This is a genomic window from Candidatus Arsenophonus phytopathogenicus, from assembly GCF_056113345.1.
Genome location: NZ_JBUIOB010000017.1, coordinates 579,895 through 594,920 on the forward strand (window position 1 = coordinate 579,895; position 15,026 = coordinate 594,920).

12 protein-coding genes and 1 pseudogene are annotated in these 15,026 nt (G+C 33.1%); 10 read left to right on the forward strand and 3 right to left on the reverse strand.

All coding sequences use genetic code 11. From position 1 onward, the window contains the following. The first annotated feature begins 104 nt into the window (after positions 1 to 104). From AC01GB_RS06380 to AC01GB_RS06410, 7 genes and pseudogenes are all read left to right on the forward strand, one after another. Positions 105 to 404 carry a helix-turn-helix transcriptional regulator gene (locus AC01GB_RS06380; RefSeq protein ID WP_474451098.1) on the forward strand — a complete coding sequence of 100 codons (300 nt, stop codon included), beginning with the start codon at positions 105 to 107 and terminating at the stop codon, positions 402 to 404. A 66-nt stretch (positions 405 to 470) separates the two neighbouring features. Then, positions 471 to 1,451: a phage integrase gene (locus AC01GB_RS06385; protein ID WP_474451100.1), complete on the forward strand. Its 981-nt coding sequence runs from the start codon at positions 471 to 473 to the stop codon at positions 1,449 to 1,451. A 1,438-nt stretch (positions 1,452 to 2,889) separates the two neighbouring features. After that, positions 2,890 to 3,960: a lipopolysaccharide core heptosyltransferase RfaQ gene (rfaQ, locus tag AC01GB_RS06390; RefSeq protein ID WP_474451101.1), complete on the forward strand. Its 1,071-nt coding sequence runs from the start codon at positions 2,890 to 2,892 to the stop codon at positions 3,958 to 3,960. A gap of 4 nt (positions 3,961 to 3,964) precedes the next feature. Beyond that, on the forward strand, positions 3,965 to 5,089 hold the full coding sequence (locus tag AC01GB_RS06395; RefSeq protein ID WP_474451102.1) for a glycosyltransferase family 4 protein: 1,125 nt from the start codon (positions 3,965 to 3,967) through the stop codon (positions 5,087 to 5,089). Next, a complete protein-coding gene (gene rfaP / locus AC01GB_RS06400) occupies positions 5,082 to 5,879 on the forward strand; it encodes a lipopolysaccharide core heptose(I) kinase RfaP (protein ID WP_474451103.1) in 798 nt (265 codons plus the stop codon). The genes AC01GB_RS06395 and rfaP overlap by 8 nt, the downstream gene beginning before the upstream one ends. 48 nt (positions 5,880 to 5,927) lie before the next feature. Then, positions 5,928 to 6,973: pseudogene (locus tag AC01GB_RS06405) on the forward strand (glycosyltransferase). Then, positions 6,970 to 7,974, forward strand: a complete 1,005-nt coding sequence (locus AC01GB_RS06410; protein ID WP_474451104.1) for a glycosyltransferase family 8 protein — start codon at positions 6,970 to 6,972, stop codon at positions 7,972 to 7,974. The pseudogene AC01GB_RS06405 and the gene AC01GB_RS06410 overlap by 4 nt, the downstream one beginning before the upstream one ends. Positions 7,975 to 8,010: 36 nt before the next feature. Here the strand turns inward: AC01GB_RS06410 and rfaL are convergent, their stop codons facing one another. After that, positions 8,011 to 8,991, reverse strand: a complete 981-nt coding sequence (gene rfaL / locus AC01GB_RS06415) for an O-antigen ligase RfaL (RefSeq protein WP_474452336.1) — start codon at positions 8,989 to 8,991, stop codon at positions 8,011 to 8,013. Between the two features lie 342 nt (positions 8,992 to 9,333). Here rfaL and mutM point away from each other — a divergent pair, with 342 nt between their 5' ends. Continuing rightward, positions 9,334 to 10,143, forward strand: a complete 810-nt coding sequence (mutM, locus tag AC01GB_RS06420; protein ID WP_474451105.1) for a bifunctional DNA-formamidopyrimidine glycosylase/DNA-(apurinic or apyrimidinic site) lyase — start codon at positions 9,334 to 9,336, stop codon at positions 10,141 to 10,143. Positions 10,144 to 10,162: 19 nt separating this feature from the next. Here mutM and coaD read toward each other — a convergent pair whose 3' ends face one another. Beyond that, positions 10,163 to 10,645 carry a pantetheine-phosphate adenylyltransferase gene (gene coaD, locus AC01GB_RS06425; RefSeq protein WP_474451107.1) on the reverse strand — a complete coding sequence of 161 codons (483 nt, stop codon included), beginning with the start codon at positions 10,643 to 10,645 and terminating at the stop codon, positions 10,163 to 10,165. Between the two features lie 312 nt (positions 10,646 to 10,957). Here coaD and waaA point away from each other — a divergent pair, with 312 nt between their 5' ends. Together waaA and AC01GB_RS06435 are read left to right on the forward strand one after the other, a co-directional pair. Continuing rightward, positions 10,958 to 12,235 carry a lipid IV(A) 3-deoxy-D-manno-octulosonic acid transferase gene (waaA, locus tag AC01GB_RS06430; RefSeq protein ID WP_474451108.1) on the forward strand — a complete coding sequence of 426 codons (1,278 nt, stop codon included), beginning with the start codon at positions 10,958 to 10,960 and terminating at the stop codon, positions 12,233 to 12,235. Between the two features lie 169 nt (positions 12,236 to 12,404). Then, a complete protein-coding gene (locus AC01GB_RS06435; RefSeq protein ID WP_474451109.1) occupies positions 12,405 to 13,979 on the forward strand; it encodes an ArnT family glycosyltransferase in 1,575 nt (524 codons plus the stop codon). A 70-nt stretch (positions 13,980 to 14,049) separates the two neighbouring features. Here AC01GB_RS06435 and rfaC read toward each other — a convergent pair whose 3' ends face one another. Continuing rightward, the gene (gene rfaC, locus AC01GB_RS06440) at positions 14,050 to 15,024 is read right to left on the reverse strand and encodes a lipopolysaccharide heptosyltransferase RfaC (RefSeq protein ID WP_474451110.1); all 975 of its coding nucleotides are present in this window, start codon (positions 15,022 to 15,024) and stop codon (positions 14,050 to 14,052) included. Positions 15,025 to 15,026 lie beyond the last annotated feature (2 nt).

Below are 15,026 nucleotides of genomic sequence, written 5' to 3' on the forward strand. Positions count from 1 at the left end.
TAATGATTAGTTATCTGTAATAATTATGGGTTATTTACTGCACTCATAGCTACCATAATCAATTTATTACTAATATGGTATAAATATTATATAAAGGTATAATTATGTCAATAGATATATCGGAAAAAATAAAACTTATTAGAGAATCAGAAAGACTTAACAGAAAGGAATTTAGTAAATTAATAGGTATTCCATATAGCACATTATCTAGCTATGAAAGTCGCAGTAAAGGGATGAGTGTTGATTCTGCAGTAAAAATACTTAATCATCCGAGATTTAAAAAATATATGATGTGGTTTATTTCCGATGAGATAGCTCCAGAATCCGGTCAAATTGCACCGGCTCTCGCACACTTTGGGCAAAAAGAAACAAAGTTAGTCCAATCAAAAAAGAAAATTGGTTAGCAATACATCACGCTTTTTGTAAATTTATTGATTCAAAAAGCTTATCTACCATTGGAGAGATTTCTCATGTCAATTAAGAAACTTGAAGATGGTCGTTATGAAGTGGATATTAGGCCAACTGGTCGTAATGGAAAACGGATCAGACGGAAATTTCAAAAGAAACATGAAGCAATTGTATTCGAACGTTATATATTAACAAACCATAAATCACAGGAATGGCAACCTAAACTAAAAGATAAACGTCACTTGTCAGAGCTATCAGAGGTATGGTGGAAATATCATGGTAATAGCATTAAACATGCAACAAAACGATATCTTGAATTAAAAAGAGTAATTAAATTAATGAACGATCCTGTTTCGTTTCAAATTAACAAATCATCTTTGACTTTATATTGTCATGACAGACTTTCAACTGGAGTTAAACCATCGACAATAAATCGTGAGTTATGGCAACTTAGCGGTATGTTTACCTATCTTATTTCATCAGGACTTTTCTTATCTGAAAATCCTATGGATGAATTTAGCGGATTGAAAGAAGACGTCGTCGAAATGTCGTATTTATCAGATAGAGAAATAGAAAATCTTTTTTGCGCGCTCAGCGGGGATAACTATCGTATAGCTATTTTCTGTATAAGTACGGGAGCAAGATGGAGTGAGGCAATAAAATTGAGGAAAGAACATATTGTCCATAATCGCGTGACATTTTTCGAGACAAAAACAGGTAAGAAGCGATCTGTTCCAATATCTGAAGTAGTGAATAAAATAATTAGTGAAGGCAAAACAGATTTTATTTTTCCCTCCGCCAATTATATGGAGTTTCGACGTACTTTAAAATGCATTAAGCCAACCTTACCAGCAGGGCAAGCTACCCATGTGATGCGACATACTTTTGCGACTCATTTTATGATTAACGGAGGAAACATTATAACCCTGCAAAGGATATTAGGGCATTCTAAGATTGAGCAAACCATGACTTATGCTCATTTTGCACCTGATTATTTGGATGATGCAATAAGGTTAAATCCTTTACATTTAAAGTTTAAATAGGTATCTGAGAGTGACCACATTTGACCACACTACAGTTATTTATAGTCATTAGCAGTAATCTGTAGGTCAATAAAAACAATGAGTTATATTTAACTTGTTGTTTTAAAAGTACTAAAAACCCAGCTTGCGCTGGGTTTTTTATATAGTATTTTGGGTGTATAAAGCAAAGCTTTATATTATTCAAATTTTTATTCATTCCATTCTTTTCACAACAAGATCTACGCCCTATTTGAAGAATTTACATCTCACTTTTAATATTCTTATTTATCATCAAGAAATAAATCGTTAATGGTTTAAAATACGCCATAAGTTATTATTACTGGCTAGTGGTATGATACCTAAGAAAAGTTGTCCAAAGATTCAATACTAAAAATATTAAGACATTTTAGCCTTAAGTTAATTAAACCAATTAAATTGGTCAGTCGCAATTTAAGTAAGTTTAAATTCTCAACTTTATCTGATATCAGATATTTATAATTTATCGACAGTAACAGTTACTCATGTTGGTAGCAAAATAGATAATATTTCAGTGTATTTTTTGCTAACTAAAATAAAAATATAAACAGCTATAACAACTCCATATCACCTCTAATGAAAGATCATTGACAACCAAACTGCTGTTTATAAGTATTTAACCGATTATATAGAAAACAGCCAACCTAAACATTTTATGATATGATTAATACCGATAAAAAGAGAAGTAACTACTAGGCATTTTTATAGCTATTGCAACAACTGAAAATATCGACTATGTGCTGAAAAATGCAAGGAACGATATGAATAAAACTAAAATTTTAATTAATGCTTTAATAGCAAATAGCTTTATTAATTTTATATTAAAATAGACTAAAAAATCTTTTTTCAATATAATAAATAAACTTTTGAAAAAAATTATCGAATATAAATAATTATCAAAAATAGGAAAGCTCTATTATTTTATTTATTACGTTTAAACTTACATATCTATATAATTTTTCTTTGAATAAAAACATTACTCAGACAGTCAAGAATTACTATTTTTGGGATAATAAACTAAATCAAACCATCGAGTTATCTTATTTTTATACTAGCCATATAATCTTTCCCTACTATCGATTCAAACTTTCTAAAAATATTCTGGAATATTTCTATTTAAAAATAGACAAATAGCGTGATGCGTAGTAAAAATAGTAGATAATAAATTACAAATCAGTAATTTTATTGTTAAAATAATTGATAATATTAAAAATCCTTTACTTTATATAAATCCAAATTTTTATTACTTTTTCAAATCTGCTGAAATTTTTTAAAATAAAAGTTATTTTTAATGCCAAAATAGGTAACCATTTAAATTATTCTAATAAATTAACTATCTTAAATTTGTTGAATTTATAGTGATAACATTGGTCAAAAAATCAGATAAACTTATAAACAAACAATTCAAGAGTGACTGCAGCAAGTGGATAAACAATTTAAAAAAATTCTGATCATTAAAATGCGATTTCATGGAGATATGTTGCTGACAACACCTGTCATTAGCACGCTCAAAAAAAATTATCCAGCCGCTAAAATTGATATTCTTCTCTATCAAGATACAATACCAATTTTGTCTGAAAATAGAGAAATTCATGCACTTTATGGCATTAAAAACAAAAAAAATAACACAATGGCCAAATTAGTTAATTTTATTTTATTAATCAATAAATTACGAAAAAATCATTATGATTTAATTATAAATTTAGCTGATCAATGGATTGTGCCTTTTTTTGTAAGATGTATCCCTGCCAAAATAAAGATTTCTCACCAATTTAACCATAGAAATACAAACTATTGGTCTGAAAGTTTTACACATATGGTTAAACCAACGGGAAAACATATTGTTGAACAAAATCTCTCTATATTAAAACCACTTCAACTTAATACTTTGTATTCCAGTACAACAATGACTTACCAACCAACTGATTGGGAAAAAATTAATCACCGATTAATATCTCTAGGGGTACATAGTAGTTATGTTGTTATCCAACCAACAGCTAGACAAAAATTTAAGTGCTGGGATGATGAAAAATTTTCTGAGGTGATTGATAATCTACAATCTAGAGGATACCAGGTGATACTAACATCAGGTCCCAGTAAAGATGATCTCAGCTGTGTGGCTAATATTGCACAACAATGTCGTCAATCACCCATTACCGAATTTGCAGGAAAAACAACATTTCCAGAATTAGGTGCTCTAATTAGCCATGCCGCCTTATTCATCGGTGTAGATTCAGCACCAATGCATATTGCAGCAGCATTAGAAACCCCCATTATTTGCTTGTTCGGTGCGACAGATCATCAATATTGGAAACCATGGAGTAAAAACGTTATTCAAATTTGGGCTGGCAATTATGAAAAAATGCCAGAACGACATGAACGTGATCGTAATAAAAAGTATCTATCAATAATTCCAGTTAAAGATGTTATTACCGCTACAAAAAAAATGTTACCAATGGATATACAAACCATAAAATCTGAGATAGAGATATAATCCGATGGAAATTGCATTTTGTTTATACAAATATTTCCCTTTTGGTGGACTACAAAGAGATTTCATTCAGATTCTCTCTGCTTGCCAAAAACGAGGGCATCAAATACGTGTTTACACAATGGTATGGCATGGTGAAATTCCTGCTGATATTAACGTTATCATAATCTCAGTTAAAGCACATACAAATAATGGACGTAATGAAGCATTTTATCATCAGGTCAAAACACATTTAACCCAGCATCCGGCTGATATTATTGTCGGTTTTAATAAGATGCCAGGATTAGATATTTATTATGCAGCAGATGTTTGTTATGCAAAAAAAGTTGAAAAAGAAAAAGGTTTTTTTTATAAACTGACCAAACGATACAAACATTATATCGCTTATGAAAAAACGGTTTTTGATGCAGACAGTCACACCAAATTATTAATGCTTACCCAACATCAAATTAATGATTTTAAAAAACATTACAAAACACCTGACGCACGTTTTTATCTGTTACCACCGGGCATTGACCTTAGTAGAAAATATGATCAACAAATTATTGACGCAAAACCAATTTATCGTAAAAAAAATGCTATCTCTGAAGACCAATTTCTTTTATTACAAGTCGGTTCAGATTTTAAACGTAAAGGCGTAGATAGAACACTCAAATCAATAGCTTCCCTGCCTGACAAAATAAAAAATAAGACTATGTTAATGGTAGTAGGACAAGACTCACCTACCCGTTATCAACGGCTAGCAAAAAATTTGGGGATAGATAAACAAGTTTTATTTTTTCAGGGGCGTAATGATATAGCAGAATTGATGGCTGCTGCTGATATGTTAATCCATCCCGCCTATCAAGAAGCTGCTGGCATAGTATTAATCGAAGCCATTGCAGCGGGTTTACCAGTAATTACAACAGATATTTGTGGCTATGCGTTCTATATCAAACATGCAGATTGTGGCATAGTAATAGATGAGCCTTATAAACAAAAAAATCTTAATAATGCTTTAACAACAAGTTTAACTAATAAATCTCTATTAAAACAATGGTCGAAATCTGCACGCCACTTTGTTGATACTCAAGATTTATACAGTTTGCCTGAAAAAGCTGCAGATATTATTTTGGGATGCCAGCATGCTTGAACTTAAACAACCTTTTAAAAACTTATGGCAAAGCAAAGATCCCTTTATAGAAATAGAAAAATTAGATGGTAAAATTTTTCGTCAATTAGAGACACGCAAAACATTATGCTTTATGCTCAATGAAAAAAGTTATTTTCTCAAAATTCATTATGGTACTACGTTAAAAGAAGTACTAAAAAATCTATTTTCTTTACGCTTACCAGTATTAGGTGCGGATAGAGAATGGAAAGCAATCCATCGCCTAACTGAGGCAGGCATTGATACTATGCATGGTAAAGCTTTCGGTCAAAAAGGAATTAATCCTTTACGCCGTAAGTCATTTATTATTACCGAAGCGCTTATTCCAACCATTAACTTAGAAGAGTACTGCGAAAATTGGAAAAATTCAGCTCCCCAATTTAGTACTAAAAAAATACTAATTTGTCGAATGGCTGAAATAGTACTTAAAATGCATGCATGTGGTGCCAATCATCGCGATTGCTATATTTGCCATTTTTTATTACATTTGCCCTTTGACGGCGATGACAAAAAATTAAAGATTTCAATCATTGACTTGCATCGTGCCCAAATACGTCAGCATGTACCAAAACGTTGGAAAGATAAGGATTTAATTGGATTATATTTTTCATCACTGAATATTGGTTTAACCCAACGAGATATTTTCCGTTTTATGCAGATTTATTTTTCTGATAATTTAAAAAATATTCTCAACAATGAACAAAAATTGATATCGAGCGCTAATATTAAAGCAGAAAGAATAAAAGAAAGAACCGTTAGGAGAGGATTATAACTCTAACCGTTTTGTTTTATAAAAAATTTTAGGAAATAAGTATAGTACATGTATTTTGACAAGCATAAAGTTATTACACAAAAACTCTGCTTAACGCCAAATTTGCATGCTGATTGCCACCCTAAATTCCATATTGCCTATGGAGTAGACAAAAATTTTTTATATGGTTGCGGAATTTCGATAACATCAATTGCACTGCATAATATTAATAATAATCATTGTTTCCATATATTTACCGATTATTTTGATCATGAGCAAGAAACCTTGTTCGATACCCTTGCGCAACAATATAAAATTGAAATAAATATTTATTTGGTTGACGATCAGAGCTTAAAATCATTACCTAGTACTAAAAACTGGTCCTATGCCACCTACTTTAGATTCATCATTGCTGACTATTTTTCAAATAAATTAGATAAAATTTTATACTTAGATGCAGATATCATATGTAATAATAGTTTAGATAGATTACAAAACATTCACTTCAATAATAATGAAATTGATGCAGTTGTGACAGAAAAAGATGAAAAATGGTGGCAAAAAAAAGAGCATTCGAATTAGAAACAGAAAATATCTCGCAAGGATATTTTAATGCTGGATTTTTATTCATTAATCTTAATCGCTGGGCAGAAGAGGATATTTCAACGCAGGCAATGAGGTTACTTAAAAATAATGCGTTAAAAAATAAATTCTCTTTTTTAGACCAAGATGTTTTAAATATTCTGCTAGCAAATAAAATTATCTATCTGGCCCAAAAATATAATACTCAATATAGTATAAATTATGGTCTGAAAAGCGTTAAACATGCTGCGTTTGCTATTGATACTATTTTTATTCACTATATTGGCCCGACCAAGCCATGGCATGAGTCGGCAATATCGCCTTTTTCCCAACCATTCATAGAAGCAAAAAATGCTTCCCCCTGGCAAAATAAACCGCTATTAAAAGCAGAAAGCGTACACCTTTTAAGGTATTGCGCTAAACATAAATTCAAACAAAGAAAATACCACAAAGGTTTAAAGAATTATACTCACTATTATTTAGCAAAATTTAAAATTCTCTTTAAAAGAGTTAAAGGGCTATGTTTATCATGAAGCATTTTATAAAACAAAGTTTTAATATTGCGGGGGAAAAAAATCTTCTTGAAAAGAATAAAAATTTTAACATTGCTTATGGCGTTGATAAAAATTTCCTACCTGGTGCAGCGATATCAATAAATTCCGTATTAATAAATAATATTGATACAGATTTCAATTTTCACCTATTTACTGATTATATTGATGACGAATATATACAACGTTTCCAAAAAATGATAACAAAGTATAATTCTAATATAATTATCTATCTGTTAGATGCTGAAGAATTAAAACAACTATCAACCTCAGATTTCTGGTCTTATGCCACCTATTTTAGATTAATCGCTTTTGAATATTTAAGTACGAACATAAACTCTATTTTATATCTAGATGCTGATGTTATTTGCAAAGGCAGTCTAAAAGAACTATTTCAGCTAAACTTAGCGAATTCTTTTGCCGCCGTGGTACTCGATGTCGACAACATGCAGCAATCAAGTGCGACTCGACTAAAGTTAACCGATTTAAATGGCAAATATTTTAATGCCGGCGTAATCTATGTGAATTTAAAGAAATGGATTGAAAATGATTTATCCAAAAAATCATTAGAACTGGTACGCGGAAAAACAAATTTTGGTAAATTAAAATACCTTGATCAAGATGCACTAAATATATTATTTCAGACGCAAAACATCTATTTATCTCGTGATTATAACTGTATATATACGTTGAAAAATGAATTAGCTTACCACAATTTATCCAAATACAAAAATACCATAACTGATAGCACCATTCTTATCCACTATACTGGCGTAACAAAACCCTGGCATACTTGGGGTATTAATTATCCGGCCAGTCAATTTTTTTTCAACTCATATATTCACTCACCGTGGAAAGATCAGCCATTAAAAATCGCAGAAAAGAGAACGGAACTACAAGAAAAATATAAGCATCTATTTTTACAACATAAATATGTGCATGGTTTTTTATGTTTAATTAAATATAAATTACTAAAAAAATAATTTTAAAACACCTTACAGATAGATGCTTTCACTTAGCTAATTAATCAATTTTTTATCGCTATTCAGTGCTAATGCTATTCCTATTATGATAGCCATATTTGAAACATTTACAGTTTCAAACAAACCTCTAACAATCATATCACCGATAAATATCAACATCAGGATCAAAAAACCATCTTTTACCGTATTATTACGATATCCATTAAATAAATGGATAAAAATTGAAACAAAAAGATAGAGGATAGCAATTAGTCCAAATATTCCAGCGGCAAACCAAATTGACAAAACTGTATTATGAGGCCCAATCGATTGTTTAAAAATCCAGTCAGGATAATCAATTACCCTTTCATTATAAATTTTATAAAATAACTGCTCGCCATAGCCATAACCGGTTATTGGATTCTCTTTAATCAAATCTAATGCTGAATCCTGAGTACCATTACCATAACGATGACTACTATTAGTCTGTTCTAATTTGTAAAAGAATTTATCAAACTGACCTTGATTAACTGTTGCTAAACCTGACAATAAGATACTACAAGCAATAATAGCAATAACCGGCAATTTAATTTCTTTTTTTACTACACACCAGATAATAAATATTACCGCAATAGATAACCAAGTACCTCGCTGTAATGTGCCAATTGATATAGCGACAAAAATAACCGAAAGCGAGAAAAATAAAATCTTATTTTTTACACCTTTATATAACCAAAAAGCAAACAAAGCGGGTGCAATAAATATTAACCAATCAGAAATATATCGATGTTCAAATGCTGATAACGGCATGATACCTTGATGATATTCATCAATATATTGCAAAATTTCCTTAATGGCTAACGGTAAAATAGAAAAAATTAAACAGAAAATTAATAGCTTAGTTATATGCTCTTTCTTTTCTCGATAGAGTACTATCGCAATAGCTATTGCAGTAACAAATAATTTTTCGACAACACCTTTATTAATAGCCTTTAATGAAATGTTAACATCTTTAGAAATAATTAATGAATAAAGCATTGCCAAAAAAAAAATACTAGAGATAAAAATAAGTTATTCTTAAATATACTGAAAACACACTTTCTATCCTTAATTAAATAGACAATTGCAGTAAGATAAATTAATCCAGCTAAGGCATGTTTATAGCGTGTAACACCATCAAGAAAATAAATAGCAATAAAAAAAAATACTATCCCTAAATTCCAATAAGAGAGGTAATTAAATCGTTTATTAATTATAGAGATAACCTTCTTCATTTGTACTCCAGATAACATATTAACGCATTCTATTCTATCGACTAACCAACACAAGATACAGTAGTATATATTGACATTAACGACTAGTTACATAATTAAGGGATCTATGCCAGAACTACCTGAAGTCGAAACCAGCCGACGTGGAATTGAACCCTACTTGGTTGGTAATAAAATACAATATAGCATAGTACGCAATAGTAAATTACGCTGGCCGGTAGCGACAGAAATTGTACATATCGCCAATGAATCAGTGATCAGTGTTAAACGGCGCGCTAAATATTTACTCATTCAGCTCCAGCATGGTTGGATAATCATTCACTTGGGTATGTCAGGTAGTATACGCATCTTAACCAAGCAACAATTAGCCGAAAAACACGATCATATCGACTTGATTCTAGCCGATGGCAAAATATTGCGTTATAACGATCCCAGACGTTTTGGTGCCTGGTTATGGACTAATGACCTGGCTAATTGCTCTGTACTTTCCCATCTAGGGCCGGAACCCCTTTCTATCGATTTTAACGCCAATTATCTTTATCAACGAGCAAAAAATAAAAAAACCACCATCAAACCTTGGTTAATGGATAATAAAGTCGTCGTCGGTGTAGGCAATATTTATGCTAATGAAGCGCTATTTGCTGCCAAAATTCTGCCAACCAGAGCTGCACATTCATTGACAAAAAAAGAGATCAGCAATTTAGTTATTCAAATTAAACAAGTTCTTCGACGTTCAATAGAACAGGGTGGAACAACATTGAAAGATTTTTTACACTCAGATGGAAAACCGGGTTATTTTGCTCAACAACTGTTTGTTTATGGTAAAAAAGATCAAGCTTGTACCCATTGTGGTCAACTGATTGAATCAATAAAACTAGGGCAACGCAGTACTTTTTTCTGTCATAGTTGCCAAAAATAAACTTAAGTATAACTCATTTTTATTGTTCAATTTTTTGCAATATTGCTTTAGCTATTGGTTCTGGTATCAAAGATGAAATATCACCGCCATGGCGGGCAACATCTTTAATCAAAGAAGAAGAAACAAACGATAACTTCGGAGAAGGTAATAAAAAAATGGTTTCTAGATCAGCCATTAGATGACTATTCATATTAGCCAACTGACATTCATATTCAAAATCTGACACGGTTCTCACACCTCTAATCAAAATATTAGCCTGGTGTTTTTGCGCAAAATTTACCGTGAGCCCACAAAACCCGATTACTCCAACGTTAGTTAAATGTTTTGTCTGTTCTTTAGCAAACAAAATACGTTCATCGAGGGTAAACATCGGATTTTTACGCGAACTATCAGCAATAGCCAATATTAGCTGTTCAAATATTAAAGCAGCGCGCTCTATAATATCCAAGTGACCGTAAGTTATAGGATCAAAAGTACCAGGGTAAATTGCTTTTTTTTTCATAAAGTTATTTTCACTAATAACGAACAACTGAACACATATTATCGTATTGTTTAAGCATATTGAACAATTATGTTGACAAAATAAATCCCTATCATTGATAAGAATAGCTACAATTTATTATCTTTTGAAAATGAATGATAATTACTATCATATTTTTAGTTAATCACTAGTTTAATTTTAATTAGCGGACAAAATATTAAAAAATTTTATCTTTAATCATGAATAAAAACGCTATTTAAATAGATATTCATTGCACTTTCTTATGTGCAATATGCTACTATAGTGCTAATCTCAATCAGTCAATGTGATAGAATGTTATTACGTCTATATCAAATACTTATTTACCTTATTCAACCTATTATTTGGTTACGTTTATTGTGGCGTAGTCACAAATCTCCCGCTTATCGCAAACGTTGGGGTGAACGATATGGTTTTTGTAATGGTAAGGTAATTCCCGGTGGTATATTATTACATTCTGTTTCAGTAGGCGAAACCTTAGCCGCGGTTCCGTTAGTTAGAGCATTGCGCCATCACTATCCAACACTACCTATTACCGTTACTACCATGACCCCAACTGGTTCGGAGCGTGTTTTATCTGCATTTGGTGATGATGTTCAACATGTCTATTTACCCTACGATTTGGCAGGATCTGTACGCCGTTTCCTTAATCATGCGGATCCTAAATTAACCATTATTATGGAAACAGAACTTTGGCCAAATCTTATTATTCAATTAAGACAACGTAAAATCCCATTAGTTATTGCTAACGCCCGTCTGTCTGAACGATCAGCGGCACGTTATCAAAAATTAGGTTATTTTATCAAAAAGTTATTGCAAAAAATTACCTTAATCGCAGCACAAAACCAAGAAGATGGTGAACGTTTTATTAAACTGGGTTTAGCAAGAAAAAAATTGAATGTTACAGGTAGTCTAAAGTTTGATATTTCTGTCACCCCTGAATTGGCCGTAAAAGCCATAACATTACGTCGACAATGGGCTCCGCACCGCCCGGTTTGGATTGCTACCAGTACCCATGAAGGAGAAGAGTCAATTATTTTACAGGCTCATACTAAACTATCAAAACAATTTCCCGACTTATTGCTGATCCTTGTTCCTCGCCACCCGGAACGCTTTGCACTAGCAAAAGCGTTAACCCAAAACGCTAAACTACGCTATATTTGCCGTAGTGAAAATCGTGTTCCTAATACGGATACTCAAGTTATTATTGGTGATACCATGGGTGAACTGATGCTACTCTATGGTATTGCTGATCTGGCCTTTGTCGGCGGCAGTTTAGTTGAAAAAGGCGGGCATAATCCTTTAGAAGCAGCCGCACATGCCCTGCCTGTTTTAATGGGGCCTTATACTTTCAATTTCAAAGATATTTGTACCAAACTAAAACAAGCCGATGGTCTTATTACGGTTAATGATAGTAAATCCTTAACTGTTACTGTTTCCCATTTGCTTAAAGATGAAGATTATCGTCTATACCATGGTCGTCAAGCAGCAGAAGTTTTACATGAGAATCAAGGGGCATTGCAAAAATTACTAAAGCTACTGGAACCCTACCTGCCACCAGTAACCCATTAAATACGAATATTATTGAATATCGCTAAAACCCATAGCGAAATAGCACTTATGATAATTCACTAAACAATATAACTTAACAAATACTACATATTTTGTCTTTTCTTCATTATAGTGTTACTGGTTTAATTCAAATAAATGGGATCCTTACCCTCCAATTTTATAACTAACGATGAAAAATAATATACCTTTATCTAGCTCAAATTCAAAAATATTGCTCTATCTGTGGGTGTCAATTTATGCAATTTTATGGATTTGTGGAAGTTATTTTTTAGATTCAACCGTACCTTACGATGCTGTTGAAGCAGTTAACTGGGGAATGAATGGTGAATGGGGCTCCCCCAAAAATCCTTGGTTTGTTGGTGCCGTTATGTGGCCCGCCATCTACTTAAACCTCTCCTACAGTTTTTATTGGTATTTTATTCACTTTGTTGGTATAGCCATTGGTATGATAGGGGTATGGCAGCTGGCTTACCGCCTCAGCCACAAAATTGAATTGGCTTGGTTTGCATTATTGATACTAAATTTATCAGGCATCATTAATTTTGATATCATTCCTTATAATGATAACTATATTTTGGTCACTCTATGGCCCTGGGTGCTGCTTTTCTTCCTGCGTGCTGTTTATGATCATCCTAAATGGTGGCTTGCCTTTGCATTGGTATCTGGCTTGGCCACCATGGGTAAGTATTCAACATTGGCCCTGGTTGGCACGGTTTTTTTATTAACCCTTTTCGTGCCTAAGGTGCGCAAAAGTTATCAACAATCCCTTTTTTATATTGCAATTGCACTTTGGTTCGTATTGATCTTAACTAATATGTTCTGGCTATTAGAAAATGATTTTTCTGCCTTTAAATGGGTTGATTCACAGATCGAACAAGGCTTTAACCTGCATGTTGTCAGCTCAACATTATCTGTTTTCTACCCGTTAGTTATTGCTACCATAATTCTCTATCTATTAGGTGGTAAAATAGGCTGGCCTAAAGAGCAACCCAATCAATTAGTTAATTTTATTTTACTCCTTCCCTTGGCGGTAATTTTTGGTTGGTTTTTGTTTCATGATGGAGGGCGGATGACCGAATGGTTACAACCATTTATGATGATTGCGGCGCCATTATTTATTGGCTCTATCTCCATTTCGCCCAAGAAATCACTACGAAAGACATTTTTTGGTTTAATTATCATTGGCGGCCTGATCTTTTTAGGTTACTGCCTGGTATTAAATTATAATATCCGTGGCGCTGGCCAGAAAATGATCGGGATTAAAGCACTCACGGCAGAAGGACAACAGCGCTGGCGGCAAAAATATGGTCAACCATTAAAATATGTTGGTGGCGAAGATAACCTTTATCAATGGTTTATTATCTATGCTTCTGATAGGCCACACACTATCCAGCCTTGGGATAGCAGTGAAGATCAGCCACCGAATGTTTATTATCGCGATATTACGGCAGAAACAATTAAAAAACATGGTGCTTTATTATTAGGGCGAAAAGATCAAGATTGCAGCCAAGAAAATTTTACTCGGATGTCAAAATATTGGCCACAATTTACCATTAAAAAAGAAGCCATTATTTACCAATCAGAACCAAACGCTTATCCGCAATCAATGTGCTTGGGATTTATTGTGCCAGAAAAAATTATCATTAAAAATAGAGTGACAATGAAAAAGGAAGAAAATTTTCATTGTCACAAAATTGCTACCTATATTTGTATCAACCTGACAGTTTTACTAAAGCTAACTTAAGTTTAACTGAGTAAATTGCCTTGCTCGGTTGTGCCTTATCTGTCAACAAATAGATAGATAAAAATTTTCACTATTTATTGTCCATTATTAAAACTAATCGTTGGTAGATTTCATTCGGTTTAATTGTCGCCATATTGCCATCAGCTGAAACAATTGCTTGTTGTACTTCACCATAACCGCCAATTAATCCCGGATCGGTAGGGCCATAGAGGCTAATATTCGGTTTGCTCAGTGCAGCGGTTAAATGGCTTAATCCTGTATCAACAGAGACGACTGCTTTGGCCGCGACAATTTGTTGAGCTAATTTGTCTAATGACAACTTAGGCAATACCTTAACATGCTTAAAACCAGCGGCCAGCCTCAGGGCACGTTGATGTTCCAGATTGGTTCCCCACGGTAATTTAACTGTTAAGCCTCTAGCTGCTACAGCGGTGATCAATTGTCGCCAATGGGACTCAGGCCAATGTTTCTCATCACGTGTGGTGGCATGGAAAAAAATAATATAAGGATCGTTTTCTTTTGCCAAAGCCGGTGGCGAAAAATAGGCTGCAATACCATAATCACCGACAATAGTCGGTTTACTATAATGTAAACTATCAGCAAATAATTGTCGGATACGTTCAACCGCATGCAACTGTTTATTGACACTATAGCGACAATCATAAAATAGGCTTGCTATAGGCTCGCGAGCACTTTTCCAATCATAACCATGACTTACACCACTAGCTAACCGTGTGATCAAAAAAGCACTTTTCAATAATCCTTGTGCATCGATCACAGCATCGTATTCTTGCTGTTGCAATTGAGCACGAAAAACGGCTCTTTGCTGCCTGACAGATTTTGCCAGCCAGTTTTTTCGCCAGCGTCGAATAGCTACCGGAATAACTCGCTTAACAGCATGATGCCAGCGTGGAATTTCGACAAAATTTTCTTCAACAACCCAATCAAACTGAATATCAGGATAGCGAATAACTGCATCAGTCAGTGCAGGTAAAGTATGCAATACATCACCCATCGATGAGGCTTTAACAATCAACACTTTCATGG

Excerpts from the sequence above, each read along its gene's own strand:
- AC01GB_RS06380 (WP_474451098.1), top strand. The coding sequence starts at position 105 with ATGTCAATAGATATATCGGAAAAAATAAAACTTATTAGAGAATCAGAA.
- AC01GB_RS06385 (WP_474451100.1), top strand. The coding sequence starts at position 471 with ATGTCAATTAAGAAACTTGAAGATGGTCGTTATGAAGTGGATATTAGG.
- AC01GB_RS06395 (WP_474451102.1), top strand. The coding sequence starts at position 3,965 with ATGGAAATTGCATTTTGTTTATACAAATATTTCCCTTTTGGTGGACTA.
- rfaP (WP_474451103.1), top strand. The coding sequence starts at position 5,082 with ATGCTTGAACTTAAACAACCTTTTAAAAACTTATGGCAAAGCAAAGAT.
- AC01GB_RS06410 (WP_474451104.1), top strand. The coding sequence starts at position 6,970 with ATGAAGCATTTTATAAAACAAAGTTTTAATATTGCGGGGGAAAAAAAT.
- rfaL (WP_474452336.1), bottom strand. The coding sequence starts at position 8,991 with ATGCTTTATTCATTAATTATTTCTAAAGATGTTAACATTTCATTAAAG.
- mutM (WP_474451105.1), top strand. The coding sequence starts at position 9,334 with ATGCCAGAACTACCTGAAGTCGAAACCAGCCGACGTGGAATTGAACCC.
- coaD (WP_474451107.1), bottom strand. The coding sequence starts at position 10,645 with ATGAAAAAAAAAGCAATTTACCCTGGTACTTTTGATCCTATAACTTAC.
- waaA (WP_474451108.1), top strand. The coding sequence starts at position 10,958 with ATGTTATTACGTCTATATCAAATACTTATTTACCTTATTCAACCTATT.
- AC01GB_RS06435 (WP_474451109.1), top strand. The coding sequence starts at position 12,405 with ATGAAAAATAATATACCTTTATCTAGCTCAAATTCAAAAATATTGCTC.
- rfaC (WP_474451110.1), bottom strand. The coding sequence starts at position 15,024 with ATGAAAGTGTTGATTGTTAAAGCCTCATCGATGGGTGATGTATTGCAT.